At 46.7% G+C, this 17367-nt stretch carries 13 protein-coding genes; 9 read left to right on the top strand and 4 right to left on the bottom strand.

Going from position 1 to position 17367, the window contains the following annotated elements; translation table 11 throughout:
- Window positions 1-3: 3 nt before the first annotated feature.
- A complete protein-coding gene (locus ACQ4M5_RS18125; protein ID WP_430677060.1) occupies window positions 4-843 on the bottom strand; it encodes an acyl-CoA desaturase in 840 nt (279 codons plus the stop codon).
- A 171-nt stretch (window positions 844-1014) separates the two neighbouring features.
- Between ACQ4M5_RS18125 and ACQ4M5_RS18120 the strand changes: the two genes are divergently transcribed.
- The 6 genes from ACQ4M5_RS18120 (at window position 1015) to ACQ4M5_RS18095 (ending at window position 12290) form a co-directional block, all read left to right on the top strand.
- Complete coding sequence (locus ACQ4M5_RS18120; protein WP_430677059.1) at window positions 1015-2214, top strand: TetR family transcriptional regulator; 1200 nt, start codon at window positions 1015-1017, stop codon at window positions 2212-2214.
- A 342-nt stretch (window positions 2215-2556) separates the two neighbouring features.
- Window positions 2557-3771 (top strand): response regulator, encoded by a 1215-nt coding sequence (locus tag ACQ4M5_RS18115; protein WP_430677058.1) that lies wholly within the window; start codon window positions 2557-2559, stop codon window positions 3769-3771.
- A gap of 111 nt (window positions 3772-3882) precedes the next feature.
- Window positions 3883-4248, top strand: coding sequence for a response regulator (locus ACQ4M5_RS18110; protein ID WP_430677057.1), 366 nt, complete (start codon window positions 3883-3885; stop codon window positions 4246-4248).
- An 86-nt stretch (window positions 4249-4334) separates the two neighbouring features.
- Window positions 4335-4772, top strand: a complete 438-nt coding sequence (locus tag ACQ4M5_RS18105; RefSeq protein ID WP_430677056.1) for a chemotaxis protein CheW — start codon at window positions 4335-4337, stop codon at window positions 4770-4772.
- A 56-nt stretch (window positions 4773-4828) separates the two neighbouring features.
- Window positions 4829-9124 carry a GAF domain-containing protein gene (locus ACQ4M5_RS18100; RefSeq protein ID WP_430677055.1) on the top strand — a complete coding sequence of 1432 codons (4296 nt, stop codon included), beginning with the start codon at window positions 4829-4831 and terminating at the stop codon, window positions 9122-9124.
- A 4-nt stretch (window positions 9125-9128) separates the two neighbouring features.
- On the top strand, window positions 9129-12290 hold the full coding sequence (locus ACQ4M5_RS18095; RefSeq protein ID WP_430677054.1) for a response regulator: 3162 nt from the start codon (window positions 9129-9131) through the stop codon (window positions 12288-12290).
- Between the two features lie 2 nt (window positions 12291-12292).
- On the opposite strand, the gene ACQ4M5_RS18090 is transcribed toward ACQ4M5_RS18095, so the two are convergent.
- Both ACQ4M5_RS18090 and ACQ4M5_RS18085 read right to left on the bottom strand, forming a co-directional pair.
- Complete coding sequence (locus ACQ4M5_RS18090) at window positions 12293-13057, bottom strand: ABC transporter ATP-binding protein (RefSeq protein ID WP_430677053.1); 765 nt, start codon at window positions 13055-13057, stop codon at window positions 12293-12295.
- A gap of 2 nt (window positions 13058-13059) precedes the next feature.
- Window positions 13060-14181, bottom strand: a complete 1122-nt coding sequence (locus tag ACQ4M5_RS18085; RefSeq protein ID WP_430677052.1) for a branched-chain amino acid ABC transporter permease — start codon at window positions 14179-14181, stop codon at window positions 13060-13062.
- Window positions 14182-14294: 113 nt separating this feature from the next.
- On the opposite strand from ACQ4M5_RS18085, the gene ACQ4M5_RS18080 reads away from it, so the two are divergent.
- Both ACQ4M5_RS18080 and ACQ4M5_RS18075 read left to right on the top strand, forming a co-directional pair.
- A complete protein-coding gene (locus ACQ4M5_RS18080; RefSeq protein ID WP_430677051.1) occupies window positions 14295-14513 on the top strand; it encodes a hypothetical protein in 219 nt (72 codons plus the stop codon).
- The gene (locus ACQ4M5_RS18075; protein WP_430677050.1) at window positions 14510-14812 is read left to right on the top strand and encodes a cytotoxic translational repressor of toxin-antitoxin stability system; all 303 of its coding nucleotides are present in this window, start codon (window positions 14510-14512) and stop codon (window positions 14810-14812) included. Before ACQ4M5_RS18080 ends, ACQ4M5_RS18075 begins: the two co-directional genes overlap by 4 nt.
- 54 nt (window positions 14813-14866) lie before the next feature.
- Here the strand turns inward: ACQ4M5_RS18075 and ACQ4M5_RS18070 are convergent, their stop codons facing one another.
- Entirely contained in the window at window positions 14867-15229 is a 363-nt protein-coding gene (locus ACQ4M5_RS18070) for a hypothetical protein (protein WP_430677049.1), read from the bottom strand.
- Window positions 15230-15599: 370 nt separating this feature from the next.
- Between ACQ4M5_RS18070 and ACQ4M5_RS18065 the strand changes: the two genes are divergently transcribed.
- Complete coding sequence (locus ACQ4M5_RS18065) at window positions 15600-17183, top strand: glucose-6-phosphate isomerase (protein WP_430677048.1); 1584 nt, start codon at window positions 15600-15602, stop codon at window positions 17181-17183.
- Window positions 17184-17367 lie beyond the last annotated feature (184 nt).

Genomic DNA, 17367 nt, shown 5'->3' with positions numbered 1-17367 from the left:
GGCTCAATTCGGCGGCATCACCACACGACGAGCTAAACCAACGGATTTCAACGCTTGAATTGCCCACCAGGTCACATCAATTTCCCACCATTTCCGACCCGCTTTCGCCACATTCGGCTGAGCGTGGTGATTGTTGTGCCAACCTTCACCGTAGGTAATCAATGCCGCCCACCAAAGGTTCCGCGAATTATCTTCCGCTTCATACGTTCTATAACCAAACAAATGAGTCGCAGAATTAATAAACCAGGTGCTATGCCACAAGAACACCGCTCTTAGTACCAAGCCATAGATGATGAACGACCAGCCACCCATCAAATAAAGTGCGATCGCCACCGGAATCTGTAGCATTAAATAATTCTCAGTTCGATCGAGCCAGCGATAAAACGGATCGCGATCCAAATCTGGCGCAAACCGTCGATAAGATTCATAGTTAAAAAACTTCTCGCGTGGGTACAACACCCAGCCCATGTGACTCCACCAGAATCCACGCTTCGCCGAATACGGATCATTATCCACATCTTCCGTGTGTAAATGGTGCATCCGGTGTCCCGCAACCCAAAAAATCACTCCTCCTTGCAGTGCCAGCGATCCAATCACCGCCAGCGCATACTCCACCACTTTGGGAACCTGCAAACTCCGGTGGGTCAGCAGTCGGTGATAGCCCAAGCAAATCCCGATACTGCCAAACAACCAGTGCAGAAAAATCATCACACCCAGCGCTTTCCAGGAAAAAAACCAAGGAGCAGTCAGCGCCAGCAGGTGAAAGGCTCCGAAAAAAGCAACGTTCGTCCACTCCAATTTGAGAGCTTTTTCGGAGTCTACTTGAACAGAATTAGAAGTCATGAAAATCCTTTACTGAGTTAACAACGATCGACCTGCATTCAAGCCAATCTCATTCGCATCCCCCAACTTACGGCAAAATCCGTTACAGTTGATAGACACATTTGCAAGTGACGCTTGCATTTGTAGCCTAACAACGAATGAGAATTTCTGCAAGTGCTACTTGCATTATTTATGTCTACTCCCCGCACTACAACCCGCCAAAGGCTGATTCAGGCAGCACTGGAGCTATTTACTGCCCACGGTGTAACCGACACCACGACCAAACAAATCGCTGAATTAGCAGACGTAAATGAAGTGACGCTGTTTCGGCATTTCGGGAATAAACACGGGCTATTACTCGCCGCGATCGAAGAAGCCGCCGTTTTCACTGAACTCGGTCAAACTCTCATCCAACAAGCAGATCAATCTGCTGGGGTCGATCAAGCGCTCAAGGAATACGCCACCGCTTGCCTAGAAGCACTCGAACGAGTCCCCGAAATGGTGAGATCGGTGGTTGGAGAAGCTGGACAATATCCCGCTGAAAACCGTAAAGCCCTTGGTCGCGGTCTTACCCAAGCGAATCGTTACGTCGCTCAATATTTCGACCAAATGATTCAGCGCCGCCAAATGCAGCCGAACCTTTCCGCTGAAACCCTTGCTAGTCTGCTGAATGGAATGCTTCTGGGGTACGCAGTGATCGAATTCACCAGCGAATTTCATGAACTCTGGCAAAGTCGAGAAGAATTTTTATCTAGTTTGGTTACGCTCTTTTTACAAGGGGCAATTCAACCCTTTCAACCTGTCACTTCAGAGGTTGAAGATCTTCCTGCTGATACCGTTCACCTAATTTTGCAACGTGCCAAGAAACGAGGATTACAAGATTATGCGATCGCTTACGTCCTCTTTGGGGCGGGACTTAATTCGAGTGAGCTTATTCAACTGACGCGATCGAATTATCATGCCACTCGACACCAACAAGAATTACACATTCCTCAAGGACAAATTCGCCCGCTGAACCAATGGATTTTGGGAAAACGCTACGGCTCATATACAAAGAATCCATTGACACAGTGGCTTAAAAGTCGAAAAGATGCGCTTTCTGCCATGTTTTTGAATTCAAGCGGTCAGCCGATTAACGAATCCGATTTATCGCAACGCTGGAATAGTTTGACTGAGGACATTCTGAACGATCACCCGCTAAAAATCGAGCAAGCTTACCAAACTTGGTGCGTCGAACTCTTGATGCGGGGAATGTCGATCACAGATTTACAAGTTCTGACACGACGAGATCTAACACAATTGCAGCCCTTTGTCGATCGAGCAAGAGAAAAAGCTGCTCTAGAACATGCGATCCGCCTAGATCAACCCCCTCGAATTAAATCGAGTCCCTAAAATAACCCCTCAGTAATTCTGACAGAGATCCTTAGAATCCCTTAGACATGACTACTGAAATCTACTGCTTTCCTAATTCCAAACAGGTACAAACACCAGGATTTTTACCTTTGAGGATTACGATGATCAAAACCCCCAAACAGACCCTCGATAATATTACTGAAATCGCGATTTTTTGGCACTCCAAATAATAAAAAACAACATAAAAGCTTCATTGTTTTATTGTCCCAATCACACATTTATGGATATTTGTTGATGCTAGTTTAATAAGTGAATAAATTTGTCCTATTTAGACTGAAGACAAATTTTAATCCTATTAAATGACTCACCTTCACTAGCTCTATGGCAATTGAAGCGATTAACATCACGGCATGGGGTAAAGCACTCTCGCAAACTCTTTCCGACCTATATGAGCAACGGTCAACAGGTGAGCTTTTCATCACCAGTAAAACCTCTGCTCCGTGGCGGCTTTATTTTTACGCAGGCTGTCTCGTCTACGCGACCGGAGGAAATCACGCCGTTCGTCGATGGTATCGCGCCCTCAGACAGCATTGCCATCCTTCTTACAATACTCAGTGGCAACCTCGCCCAGAAAGTAACGAAATCGGGTGGGAACTCGAACTATTAGATCACGCGATCGAGCAAAATCAAATGACTGATTCACAAGCCAAAGCGATCCTGCAAACGCTTGCTCAAGAAGTCGTTTTTAGCTTGATGAAACAACCAAAAGCAACTGCACAATGGCACCCCGATCGCTTAATTGAACCCCGTCTCGCTTTCTTACCGATTCAGCCGATTTTGCAAACCACGATCGCACTCCAATCAAGTTGGGAAAAGTTCAGTTTAGACAATCTTTCTCGCACAGTTTCTCCAAGCTTTTTGGCTGATCTTGCCCCTATTCTTCGTAAGCCCAGACAGTTAGAAGCCAGCGTTTCTCCGATTATTTATCACAACTTGACCCGCTTTCTACAAGGAACTCACAGCCTGTGGGATGTCTCGGTTGCCATGCAAAAACCCTTCCCTGACATCCTTCATGCCCTCCTTCCCTGGATCGAATCCGACATCATCGAACTACAAGAAATCTCAGATCTTCCGCTGCCAGCATCACAGCCAGAAATGTCAACATTCCGACCCTGTTCCACGGCAAAAGCCCTGATTGCTTGTATCGATGATAGTCCCCTCGTCGGACACACGCTCTCACACATTCTGAATCCACTTGGCTACGAAGTCCTGCCAATCGCAAATCCTCTACAGGGCATCACAACGCTACTGGAACGCAAACCTGATCTAATTTTTCTCGATCTGATTATGCCGAATACAAACGGCTATGAACTCTGTACGTTTTTGAGAAAAACCTCTGTTTTTGAGAAAACACCGATCGTGATTCTGACTGACAACGACACCATCATCGATCGACTGCGATCGAAAATGGTTGGTTCCTCTGAGTTTCTCGCAAAGCCCATCCAACCCGAAAAAACGATTCGGATTATTCAGAAACATCTCGGTCACAGTCACGATACTCCCACAATCAAACCCGCTCAGATTGCAATTGCATAATTCAGTTACATCCTCTGCAATCCGGGAATACTCAGTTTATTCGCCCCCGCATCAGACTTTCTACCTCTTAAATTATTTAGCTTATTTCGCATGCAGCGAGGGAAATCTGTTATGGCAACGGTTCTTGTAGTAGATGACACGCTCACCGATTCAGAAATTATTGCTGGAACATTACGACGCAGCGGCTTTGAGACAGTCTCAGTCTCTAGCAGCGAAGATGCAAAAACTAGACTCGGAGACCTCAAACCCGATGCGATCGTGCTAGACATTGTTCTCCCCGGTGAAAGCGGCTTTGAATTTTGCCGATCGCTCAAAGCAGACCCTGAAACCAGCAATATCCCAATCGTCATGTGTTCTACCAAAGATGGAGAAATCGATCGGTTTTGGGGCATGAAACAAGGCGCTTCCTCATACATCACCAAGCCCATTAACCCAGAAGAACTCATTCGTACTGTCCGACTCCTTGTTAGTCCATAACTTTTCGCATGACAACTCAGCCTACATCCCCCTCAGTTCGATCCCAACATTTTCTGAGATTTGCACTTTCCCCTAGCACTCAGACCATGCTGGCAACGGATCGGATCACTGAGATTCTCAACCTCAACCCGCAACAGATTATCCCGCTTCCTGATGTTTTTCCAGAGGTAGTCGGGGTCTTCAACTGGCGGGGTGAGGTTTTGTGGCTTGTGGACTTGAGTTACCTGCTTGGTACAGAACCACTCTTTCACCAGTTGGAATCAGGAAGTTACAACGCGCTAGTTGTACAGCATCCACAGGGAATGATCGGATTAGTGATTAATCAGATTAGCCAGTCTTTCTGGTGCAATCCTGCGGAAATTCAACTGCTGTCAGCTACACAGCGCACAACAAAACTTTCTCAATGTTTACAAGGATACTGGTCAACTCCAGAGGGCGAAACGATTTGGGTGCTTGATAGTGATGCAGTGATCAACGTTCTGCACAGTCGAAGTCAGTTAACGCTGAAACGGAGAACAAATTAGATTGCATTAGATTGCACGTCTCAATCGTCTAGTTTTCAAAAAATAAGGACACTTTCATGCTATCGAACGGAAATTCAGCAGAGCAATCAAATTCTGCATCACCACAAAAGTCCCCACCCAAAACTGGTGCTCTACCCAAACCTCCTGCGCCACCTCCATTACGCATGAATCACCAGCCTGCTAAGCGTGTGACCCCTTCATCCACAAGCAAGCAGTCTGCTCGAAAGTTCCCACTCGAATGGCGGCAGCAGATTACGCTCAAAGCGATCGCGTTAGGACTTCTCCCCGTTCTCGCACTAGGTGGTCTTAGCTACGTGAGTGCAACTCGTTCGATTACGCATGATGCTGCTGAAGCTCAAAAAGCTCGATCGCTTCAACTGTCTGAAAAACTCAGTCAATTCCTCTCAGAGCGCTACCGAGATATCGAAACACTAGCCAGCTTACCAAACTTCAAAACAATCAGATTACGCATCAACAATACGGCTCAAGACAAGATCGTATTAGAGCAACTTAAAGAAAGCTACGACCTTTACGACAGTCTTGCTATCTTTGATCTGATCGGAACTCCGATTATTCAAACAGGCGCAACATCGCTCACCAATATAAGGACGAAGGATTATTTCCAAGCAGTTCTCAAATCAAATCGCCCAGCGATGAGTAGCCCAGAGAGTTCACATCTCTACTTTGCGGCTCCCATTCAAGATACCACTGGAAAAACGATCGCGGTTATCACAGCCCGTCTTCCTTTAGAGCGAATAGAATCGCTTTTGAGCGATCGTACAAATGCTCAGGACTATATCTTTGATGCCACAGGCAATGTTCTGTTTGCACCTGATAAAAGTCAAGTGAATCAAAACATTGATACTCAGTTTACAGACCTTCAGCCTCATCGAGCATCAAGCAAGCTCGGCGCTTTAACCTCTGGAAAGTTGCAGAATGGTCTTTCTCTCCTGCAAAGCATCAATTCATCTCCTACTGAAAAAGACTACGCGATCGGCTTTGCCAAAACAGTCCCCGTTGCAGGAATGCCAAATCCAAATTGGGGAATTGTTTCTGCGGCTGATCCTCAAGCGGTAATCGATGCTCAACGTCGTTTGGTGGTCTTGCTGGCATTAGGAACGCTTTCTACTGCTGTCTTGATTGCAGCGATCGCAATTTTCAGCACTAAACGCGCATCTCAACTCGTCGAAAGTGAAGTTCAAGATCTGCAACGAAAACAGAAAGAACTAGAGCAAAAACAAGCTCGAATGAGTGAGCGATCGCAGCTTCTGACTCAGATTGTCGAGCGAATGCGGCAATCACTCAAACAGGAAGATATCCTCAACACAACGGTGAGCGAGCTTCGGTATGCTCTGGATACGGATCGGGTGATTGTGTATGAGTTCCACGACGATTGGAATGGAACGGTAATTGCAGAATCTGTTGGTGCTGGATGGAAAAAGATTTTAGGCGAAAAGGTCACTGATCCATTCCGAGAAGGATTGATCGATCGATATCGCAATGGTCGTGTCCGTGCGATGAGTGATATTTACGCAGCAGGTCTAACTCGTTGCCATCGCGATCTTTTAGAAGGATTCCAGATTCGCGCAAGTATCGTCGCACCAATTCTACAGAACGAGAAATTGATTGGACTACTGTGTGCTCATGAATGCTCCGGAGCACGCAAATGGGAAGAGGAAGATATTGATTTATTTACAAAGCTTTCTTCGCAGTTGGGATTTGTTTTAGAGCAAGCAACATTGTTACAAAAGCAAACTCGGAGTGCAGCACGATCGCGGCTACTCAACGAGATTGTAGATAACATGCGGCAATCGCTTAAAGAAGAGGACATTCTCAATACTACGGTAAGTGAATTGCGCTATGCCTTGAATACCGATCGTGTGATTGTCTACTTCTTTGAATCGAATTGGACGGGAACGATTGTTGCAGAATCGGTTGCTTTAGGTTGGGCGAAGATTCTTGGTGAACAAGTTAACGACCCGTTTCGAGAGGGCTTAATTGAGCGATATCGGAATGGTCGAGTTCGAGTGATGAATGATGTGGATTCTGAGGAACTTGCAGATTGTCATCGCGAGATTTTGTCAGGGTTTCAGATTCGTGCCAGTATCGTGGCTCCCATTCTGCAAAACGGTGAGTTAATTGGATTACTCTGCGCTCACCAATGCTCTGGGGCGAGAGTTTGGGAGTCTGAAGATGTGGACTTGTTTGCTAAACTCTCAACTCAGTTGGGGTTCGCGTTAGATCAAGCAGCACTTTTGAGAAAACAGATTCGGAGTGCAGAACGATCGCGCTTACTGAACGAAATTGTTGATACAATGCGACGATCGCAAAAAGAAGAAGATATTCTCAATACAACCGTGAGCGAATTGCGCTATGCACTGCACACCGATCGAGTAATTGTATACCGCTTCCACGATGACTGGAATGGAACAATCATTGCAGAATCTGTTGCATTGGGATGGGAAAAGATTTTAGGTCGAACGGTGCATGATCCATTTCGAGAGGGCTTGATTGAACGGTATCGGAACGGTCGAGTCCGCGCAATGAATGACATCTATGCAGAAGGACTGACAGACTGCCACCGGGAGATTTTAGAAGGTTTCCAAATTCGTGCCAGTATCGTGACTCCAATCTTGCAGAACGGTGAACTGATTGGATTACTCTGCGCTCATCAATGCTCTGGATCTCGAAAGTGGGAAGAAGAAGAAATCGATTTATTTACAAAGTTAGCGATTCAGCTTGGGTTTGCTCTCGATCAAGCAGCAACACTCAGAAAGCAAACTCGAAGTGCTGAGCAGTCTCGCTTGTTAAGTGAGATTGTTGGAAATATGCGTCGATCGATGACTCAAGATGGTGTTCTCAATACCACGGTGAGTGAACTACGGTACGCTTTGAATACAGATCGAGTGATTGCCTATCGTTTTCATGATGATTGGAATGGCGCGATCGTGGCAGAATCGGTCGCAGCAGGTTGGCGCAAGATTTTAGGCGAAGTAGTCACTGATCCATTCAGAGAAGGCTTAATCGAGCGCTATCGGAATGGTCGAGTCCGGGCGATGAATGACATCTATGCAGAAGGATTAACCGACTGTCACAAAGATATTTTGGAAGGCTTCCAGATTCGGGCAAGCATCGTCGCACCGATTCTACAGAACGGAGAACTGATTGGACTGCTTTGTGCTCATCAATGTTCTGGGGCACGAGAATGGGAACCTGAAGAAATTGATTTGTTTACGCAACTTGCAATTCAATTGGGATTTGCACTGGATCAAGCAGGATTGCTGGAGTACACAGAAAAAGCACGTCAGGAAGCCCGTCAAGAAGCAGATGCAAAGGCAGAAGAACAACGTCAACAGCGTGAATTTCTACAACGTCGGGCATTGGAGCTTTTGACTGAAGTTGAGCCTGTCTGTAAAGGTGATTTGACGATTCGAGCGAAAGTTACACCGGATGAAGTTGGAACGATCGCAGATTCGTATAACACGATCATTACATCGCTGAGACAGATTGTAGAGCAAGTGCAAACGGCATCAAAATCTGTAGCAGAAACGGCTACCGGAAACGAATCCGCGATCGGCGCTTTGTCTGGAGAAGCAAAGCATCAAATGTTAGCTGTGAGTGAGGCGCTTGGACAGATTCAAGCGATGGTTGAGTCGATTCAAGGCGTATCCCAACGGGCGAAACAAGCAGAAACGAGCGTTCAAATTGCAGCTCAAACGCTTCAAGCAGGAGATGAAGCAATGAACCGCACCGTTTCGGGAATTTCTGCAATTCGGGAAACGGTGGCAGAAACCGCAAAAAAAGTGAAGCGACTTGGAGAAGCTTCGCAGAAAATTTCGCGGGTGGTCAACCTAATTAATGGATTTGCAGCACAAACTAATTTGCTCGCTCTGAATGCGTCGATCGAGGCTGCAAGGGCAGGGGAAGAAGGGGAAGGATTCGCAGTCGTCGCTGAGGAAGTTCGCACACTCGCACAACAATCTGCTACTGCAACTGAGGAAATTGAACAACTGGTTGAAGAAATTCAAAAGCAAACAGGCGATGTAGTTGCTGCAATGGAAGCGGGAACGGATCAAGTAGTCACGGGAACACAGCTCGTGGAAGAATCTCGTCGCCAATTGAGTCAGATTAGCCAAGTGAGTACAGAAATTAATCAATTAGTTCGAGAAATTTCTCAGGCTGCGACTGTGCAAACTCAGACCTCTGTTACAGTGAGTCAGACGATGGAGCAAGTAGCTGCGATCGCAGAAGACACCTCCAAGAAGTCTGAGACTGTGGCGGAATCTTTTAATCATTTGCTACAGGTCGCGCAGGAACTTCAAGTTAGTGTGGCTCAATTCAAGGTGAAATAGCCCTATGCTCGATCTGGATGCTGCAATTCGTGACCAAGCGTATGAGTTCTTTGTGCAAGAAGCACAGGAGTTTTTGCATCTTTTAGAAGCAGGAATTCTGGATTTGCGCGAGTCGCGTGATATTCCTAAGGTTCACACGTTAATGAGAGCGGCACACTCAATCAAAGGGGGAGCCGCTGGAGTAGGACTTGATAGCATCCAAGCGATCGCACATCGATTAGAGAATGTATTTCGGGCGCTGTATCATCAGGAAGTCGAACTGGACCTGAGCTTGGAAGACCTCTTGTTGCAAGCTTACGATGCGCTACGATCGCCTTTAATGCAAGAGATTGAGACGGGAAAACACGATGCGGAGTCGGCAATTGCGATCGCGAATCCGATTTTTGAAAAATTAGAAACGCGGCTTGGAGATGCCCTCAGAGGCGAGTATAAACTGCCAACTGCGGCTGAATTGGGAATCGACGTTGTTCATGAGATTTTTACTGGGGATGTTACTCATGCACTGGCACGACTCGATCGAGTTTTAGCGAGTCCTGATACAGAGCAAGTTGCTGGAGAAATTCGCGCTCAAGCTGAAGTGTTTTTTGGCGTTGGACAGCTTGTCAACTTGCCGGGATTTGTCTCGATCGCAAGAGCAACCTTGGATGCACTGATCCAACAGCCACAGAATTTTTTGCTCATTGGACATATTGCTCTTGCAGATTTTCGAGCGGCGCAAACTGCAATTTTGGCAGGCGATCGAGTGCAGGGCGGAATGCCCAGTCCAGCATTGTTAGGATTTTCTCAGGAGGCGATCGCGGAACTGCCTGAACCAACTGAATCAGCAGTAAATATGAACGCCTCGGATTTAGAAGCAATCTTTGGGGACGCTCAGGAACAATCGCAGGACAGTTCTGATTTACAGGACGATTTATCAGAGCAAGTTTTTGAAGACTTAGAGGCAGAATTATCAGAGTATACGCTCGAAAAATCTCCGGTTGATTTAGAAGGATTAGAGGCGCTATTTTCTGAGGAAACATCATCGGACATTTCAGACATGGATGATGCTTTTGCTGAGATTTCTGCACTTGCGGAAGAACTAAAAGCCTCCGAAAACAGTGATGCTGATTTACCGTTGCATGAGACGGAATCGATCGTTAAATCTGAAGAATCGGCGATCGATTTCTCGTCGTATGTTCAAAAGCCTTTGGTAGTGGAATCGAAGCCTAGACTGGCGACCACTCCACAAGCACCTTACATTTCAGGCACGATCAAAGTTGATTTGCATCGGCTCGAAAAAATTAATAACCTAATTGGTGAATTGGTCACAGAAGAAAGTAGTGCTGTGCTGCAAAACCAGCAACTTCAGAACGTTGTTGCAGCGGTAACAAGACGATTGACCCATGTAGAGCAGGTCGCGAAAGATCTGCAAGATTGGACGGACTACAACCAGCGCTCTTCAGTGCAGTGGCAAGCTCATGCTCAATCTGGGTTTCATCATGCTGCTCAAAATAGTGGTTTCGGTGCTCAATTCGATCCCCTGCAAATGGATTCCTACAATCGGTTGCACTTGATGGCGCAGGAGTTGATCGAAGAGAGTGCACAACTTGGAGAAGCCATTCGTGATATTACGCTGATTTCGCAGCAGGGACACCAATTACAGCGGCAAAAGCAGCGGACATTGAAACAGGTTCGGAATCAGCTATTACGCGCTCGAATGTTCCCGATCGGGGATATTTTGCAGCGGTTTCCTCGGATGATTCGCGATTTGTCAGCCAAGTATGATAAGCAAGTCAGTTTTAAGGTTAGTGGGACTTCGACGCTGGTTGATAAATCAGTGTTAGAGCGATTGTTTGATCCGTTAGTCCATTTAGTGCGGAATGCGTTTGATCATGGCATTGAATTGCCAGAGGCACGACGGGCGGCGGGTAAACCTGTTGAAGCAACGATCGAGGTTCGTGCTTATCATCGCGGCAATCAGACCTACATTGAAGTTTGCGACGATGGTGGCGGAATCAATGTCGATCGAGTTCGGGCGAAAGCGATCGCACAAAAGCTGATTTCTGAAGAGACAGCGGCAATCTTACCTAAAGAGCGACTGTATGAGTTTCTGTTTAGTCCAGGTTTTTCAACTGCGGCAGAGGTAAGTGAACTTTCTGGGCGCGGTGTCGGATTAGATGCAGTGATGGCGCAGATTCGCAGCTTGAAAGGCTCGATTAGTATCACATCAGAAGTTGGGAAAGGGACAAGTTTTATCTTGCGGTTCCCGTTGACTTTGACGATCGCAGAATTGCTAGTGTTTAGCATCGATTCGCATCAGATGGCGATTCCGGTTGATAGTTTGATTGCGATCGTTGCTGCACGACTCGAAGAGTTTGAGCAAGATGACGATCAAGTTGTCTACCGCTGGCAAAATCAGAGCATTCCGGTGTACTCAAAAGATTCGCTCTCGCAGCACTATCCATTGATGCGGCGGAGTCGAGTGAGTCGATCGAGCATTCCGATGCCGCAAGATGGGACGATTCCTTTGCTGTTGATTGCGGGAGAAACGGAAATAATCGCACTGCCGATCGATCAAATTCTGCAACAGCAAGAATTAGTGATTAAACCGTTTGGATCGCTCATCTCGCCACCGCCTTACTTGTATGGCTGTACGATTTTGGGAGATGGATCGCTGGTTCCGGTCATGGATGGACAGGCATTAGTGCAACATCATTGGGGTGGGTATGAGACGGCTTGGAGTTGGCAGGAGATGGAACCACTGTCAATGCCTGCGGTGGAAGAAAGAGCCACTGAGACGATTTTAGTAGTCGATGATTCGATGACGGCTCGACAAGCACTGGCAGCCACATTACAAAAAGCAGGATATGAAGTCATTCATGCTCAGAATGGAAAGGAAGCCTTACTCCAGGTACAGCAGAGAAATGCAGAAATTCGGGCGATTTTCTGTGATGTAGAAATGCCCAAGATGAATGGATTTGAATTTCTGAGCCAGTATCGACGGGAGCTAGGAGAGGCAGCGCTTCCGGTGATTATGTTGACTTCTCGCAATAGTCAGAAGCATCGACAGATCGCAAGTGCGTTAGGGGCAGCGGCATACTTGACGAAGCCTTATCAGGAACCTGTCTTAATTAGTACGCTTAAAGAGGCGATGTCTCAGTCAGCAGAAATCGTTGCGGTGAGCTAGATTTATTGACCCAAGTAAGCTTCTAGCACTTTTGAGTTGGATTGAATTTCAGCAGGACTGCCATCTGCGAGGTTTGTGCCTTCGGCTAAGACCCAGACACGATCGCATAACGACATAATCACATCCATGTTGTGTTCGATAATCAGAAAAGTGAGTCCTTGTTGATTCCAATATTGGATGTACTCACAGATTTGATTGATTAAAGTTGGATTCACGCCCGCCGCAGGTTCATCAAGTAGAACGAGTTTCGGGCGCGTCATCAAAGCACGAGCAATTTCTAAGAGTTTGCGTTGTCCGCCAGAAAGAGCGCCCGCGTAATCGTTGGCTTTCGCAGCGAGTCCGACGGATTGGAGGATTTCGATCGCTCGATCGCGGTTTTCTCGTTCTTCTTGGCGAATCCGTTTCGAGAATAGCCAGGTGTTTAAGAAATTCTCTCCCGTTTGTTTCTGAGCCGCGAGCAGCATATTGTCCATTACAGACAGACGGGAAAGAACTCGTGCGACTTGGAAGGTTCGGATCATGCCACGCTGGGCGATTTCATGCGGTTGGAGAGACTCGATCGATTCGCCATCGAAAAAGACTTTGCCTTGGTCGGGATGAATGAAGTTCGAGAGTAAGTTGAATAGCGTAGTTTTTCCGGCTCCGTTGGGACCGATTAATCCGGTGATACTGCCGGGGGAAACCTCGATCGAAGCTTCATTCACCGCTTTGATTCCGCCAAAGCTTTTTACGAGTCCACTGGCTGAAAGAACTGCTGAAGTCTGCATTGTTATTTTCCTAAAGTCAATTCGTCTTTATTGCCTAAAATGCCTTGCGGTCTGAACAACATCAGCACCATCAAAATTAAACCAATCAGCATGATTCGCATTGCACCGATTTGGTCGGCTCCGAGTGGCAGAACTCGTTCTAAATCGCGAGTAAATGCAGTGTAAGCCCAGTAAATTCCTGCACCGAGTAACGTTCCTGCGTTATTGCCTGCGCCACCGAGAATCATGATGATCCAAGCTTGGAAAGTCACGATCGGTTCAAAATTGGTTGGATACACGGTACTCAATTGCCATGCGAAGAACGCGCCTGCAATTCCCGCGATGAATCCTCCAAGCATTAACGATTGCAATTTGTAGAGAAAGACATTTTTACCCAGTGCTTTTGCAACCTGTTCATCTTCTCGAATTGCTTTGAGAACGCGACCCCAAGGAGAATTCACTAATCGTTCTAACGCCCAGTAGACTAACGCAACGGTGATGAGTGATAGGAATAAAAGACCGTTCCGGGCTTGATTGCTGGCATAGTCGTAAAGCGCGATCGCAGTCACACTAAACAATCGCAGCGTCAGAAAAATCAGAATTGCAGAAAAAATCCCGCCAATGGTTTGCCGCTTTTTGAATCGCTGAATCATCTGCTGGGCGAGTTTCCAAATCACAAAGCCGAAGATCGGAGTGACGATCGCAATCATGCCAATTCTCGTTCCGACGGTCGGACGAAACTGCGCCAAGGGAATCGGAAAATCTTGAACTCCGAATGCGCCTTTGGTTAACCAATCTTCATTCAGCGCAAACAAACGGACTAATTCGGAAACACCGATCGTCACGATCGATAAATAATCCTCGCGCAATCGCAATGTTGAAAACCCCATGAGTAGCCCTAAGAATGCGGCTAGAAATGCTCCAAGCAATACCGCAATCAGAATCGGAGTTCCTGAAAGGGTTAATAGCGAAGTGGTGTAAGCTCCGACCGTCATAAAGGCAACGTGACCGAAATTAATTAATCCGGTGTAACCCCACTGGAGATTGAGACCTAAGCTGAAAATGCCATAAACCGCGACAGACACAATCAAAAAGACGAGATAGCCAATCAGTCCGGGGTCAAATGAAAAGAGGTAATCCAACATAGGGATGAAATGCGCGTTTGTATGAAATCGTATCGTATGCGGGGACGGATTCTGTGGCAATTCCTACCAGAAGCGTGGGCATTCTCAAGAGGACAAGATTGTTGCCTCCTGTTATGAATTTCTACCGTAGTCGTGCCCATCATCTGATCGATCGATTGTCTGATGCTGAACTCGAAACGTTCTGGGCAGTGCTAGAAACGGCTTATTTTGATTTCTGTATGCTAAGAGCGATCGAGGAAGGTCGTCGCGCCCACAAACCGGGTGACACCTTAACTCGCGAAGAAGCGATTGAACTCTTGCCCCTTTTACAACCCGCGCCTCGCAGCTTATGAGAACAAATAAAACGATGTCCGTGGGCGGGATGATTCTTCCGGCTCGCTTGGAAGTTCGATACGATCGCGCTTTTCTAATTGACCTCAAAAGCCTGGAAACTGCTGTCTTACAAAAGATGCACCAATTTGTTTTTGAGGACTTTTTCAGAACAAATCAGCTTCAAGATTTACCGGAGTTTCAGCCGTTAGAGAATAGCGAAATCCTGTATCGATTTACGATCGAGCATTACATGATTGCGATCGAAGTCACGGGGCAAATTATTAAGTTTCTACGAATTTTGCCGGAGCCAACGATTTAATGATCATCTTTGACCGATCCTTTTAGGAATGGTTCAGAAGAAATCTAAACAGCACTAATCGCCCAGTGTCAATAATCCTTGAGCCAAATCTGCCACTAACCGCCCGGTTTGCAGCCATGCCACACCCATAAGAACTTCTGTGACATCCTCTCCACCCAAAATCTCAATTTCGCGTTCCTGCCCCGAAAACTGAATCTGCTCCACATAAGTCGAAAAACTTGCAAGCCCTCTTGCTGTATCCATAAGTACAGTATCAACTTCAAGCCAACCTAGACTTTGTGCATCCTGGCGATTTAAGGCAACCCAACCCGTAAACCCCGTATCGAAAAGCGCTTCTATAACCAGAACATCGCCGTCGGCAGAAATAAGTTCGATTTCAAAATACAACTCTCCTCGCTCACCAAACCGTCCCCTCATATCTTGCCGCAGGCTCCGGTTTCATTGATGCAGAATGTACAAAAAATTGAATTGGGATATTTTTCCTTTGCTTTCTTCAGATTGGCAGCATGGTCGCGATCTAAAAACCATTCACCTGTATCGGGTTCGATCGTCAAATACCAATTTTGGTAATTTTGAATTAGTTCAGAACGGAGTCTTTCAAATATGGGAAAGCAGCGCTCTAGTCGAGATTGCTGCTCTGTCGAGCGAATGGATTGCGTCATTTTCAAACAGAACTGTCATTTATACTATTGTATCGAGTTCACTTTCTTAAATCTTCCCTTCTCTCTATTCCCGACTCCCCAACGGCTTATAAACTAGCAACAGAGCTACAAGAGGGACGACGGTTATGACTGCTTCAGCACTTTGGCAACGGTATCAAGACTGGCTGTATTATCACGATGGCTTATCGCTATATTTGGATGTCAGCCGAATGCGATTTGACGATCGCTTTGTCGAGTCGATGTTGCCCAAATTCGAGCAAGCCTTTGTCCAGATGAAAGACCTCGAAGCAGGCGCGATCGCAAATCCAGACGAAAATCGGATGGTCGGACATTATTGGCTGAGAGATCCCAATCTTGCACCGAACGAAGATTTGAAGAAGGATATTATTGATACGATCGCGGCAATTGAATCTTTTGCCAGCGATATTCATTCGGGTGCGATCCACCCGTTGAATGCTGGAAAATTTACAGATATTTTGTCGATCGGCATTGGTGGATCAGCGTTAGGTCCTCAATTTGTCGCTGAGGCATTAGGTGGAGAAGCTCCATTGGCGATTCACTTTATTGATAATACTGACCCGGCAGGAATCGATCGACGATTGGAAGAATTAAGCGATCGCTTAAGTACAACGCTGGTGATTGTGATTTCTAAGTCTGGCAGCACTCCAGAACCGAGAAATGGAATGCTTGAAGTTCAGAATGCGTTCAAGCAGAAGGGATTGGACTTTAGTAAGAACGCGATCGCGATTACGGGTCGAGGAAGTCAACTCGATCAATTAGCAGAATCGGAAGGCTGGTTAGCTCGATTCCCAATGCACGATTGGGTTGGTGGTCGGACTTCGGAACTGTCAGCAGTTGGACTTGTTCCCGCAGCACTTCAAGGAATTCACATTCAAGAAATGCTCGAAGGTGCGCGAGAAATGGATATTGCGACTCGCGTTCCAGATTTGAAATCGAATCCAGCCGCGTTATTGGCGCTCTCTTGGTACTATTCCGGAGACGGCAAGGGCAAAAAGGATATGGTAGTTCTGCCCTACAAAGATAGTTTGCTGTTGTTCAGCCGCTATCTGCAACAGTTGGTGATGGAATCGCTAGGGAAAGAGAAAGACCTTGATGGCAATACTGTGCATCAGGGAATTGCAGTTTATGGAAACAAAGGCAGTACTGATCAACACGCTTACGTACAACAGTTGCGTGAAGGTGTGCCGAATTTCTTCTTGACGTTTATTGAGGTGCTGAAAGACAGATCGCACTCTTCGATCGACGTTGAACCGGGTGTCACTTCCGGCGATTATCTCTCTGGCTTGCTTCAAGGAACACGCAAAGCATTGTATGAGAACGATCGGGATTCCATTACCGTAACGATTCCTGAAGTTACGCCGCGTCACGTGGGTGCTTTGATTGCTTTATACGATCGAGCAGTCGGTTTTTACGGCTTCTTAGTCAATATCAATGCCTATCATCAACCGGGTGTCGAAGCGGGTAAAAAAGCGGCTGCGGTGGTTCTCGACATTCAGCGCAAAGTGATGGAAGTGTTGCAGCAAGAAAAAACGCCAATTCCATTGCAAACTCTCGCAATCAAAGCGGATAAACCAGATGAAGTGGAGTCGATTTATAAGATTGTGCGGCACTTGGCAGCAAACGATCGAGGGGTGAAACTTCACGGTGATTTATCCAAACCAGGAAGCTTAACCGTGAGTGCTTTCTAAGAGGGTGTTTGAAAGGCAATTGTTCATCGCATTCGCCCGCCCGGAAATGAATCTCCGGGCTAATCAGGAAAGCCCACTAAACTGGGCTAAGAACTCCGGGTTGTGCTCCCAGTCCGCTTCAGCGGAGTTTCTTCCATTAGCCCGGAGATTCATTTCCGGGCGGACTGGCAACGCAGCAAAGCCG

The organism is Leptolyngbya sp. AN10, from assembly GCF_050565645.1.
Classification (GTDB): Bacteria; Cyanobacteriota; Cyanobacteriia; order Leptolyngbyales; family Leptolyngbyaceae; genus Leptolyngbya.
Note: the sequence above shows the minus strand (reverse complement) of the source record. Positions and strands in the feature narration are given on the sequence as shown.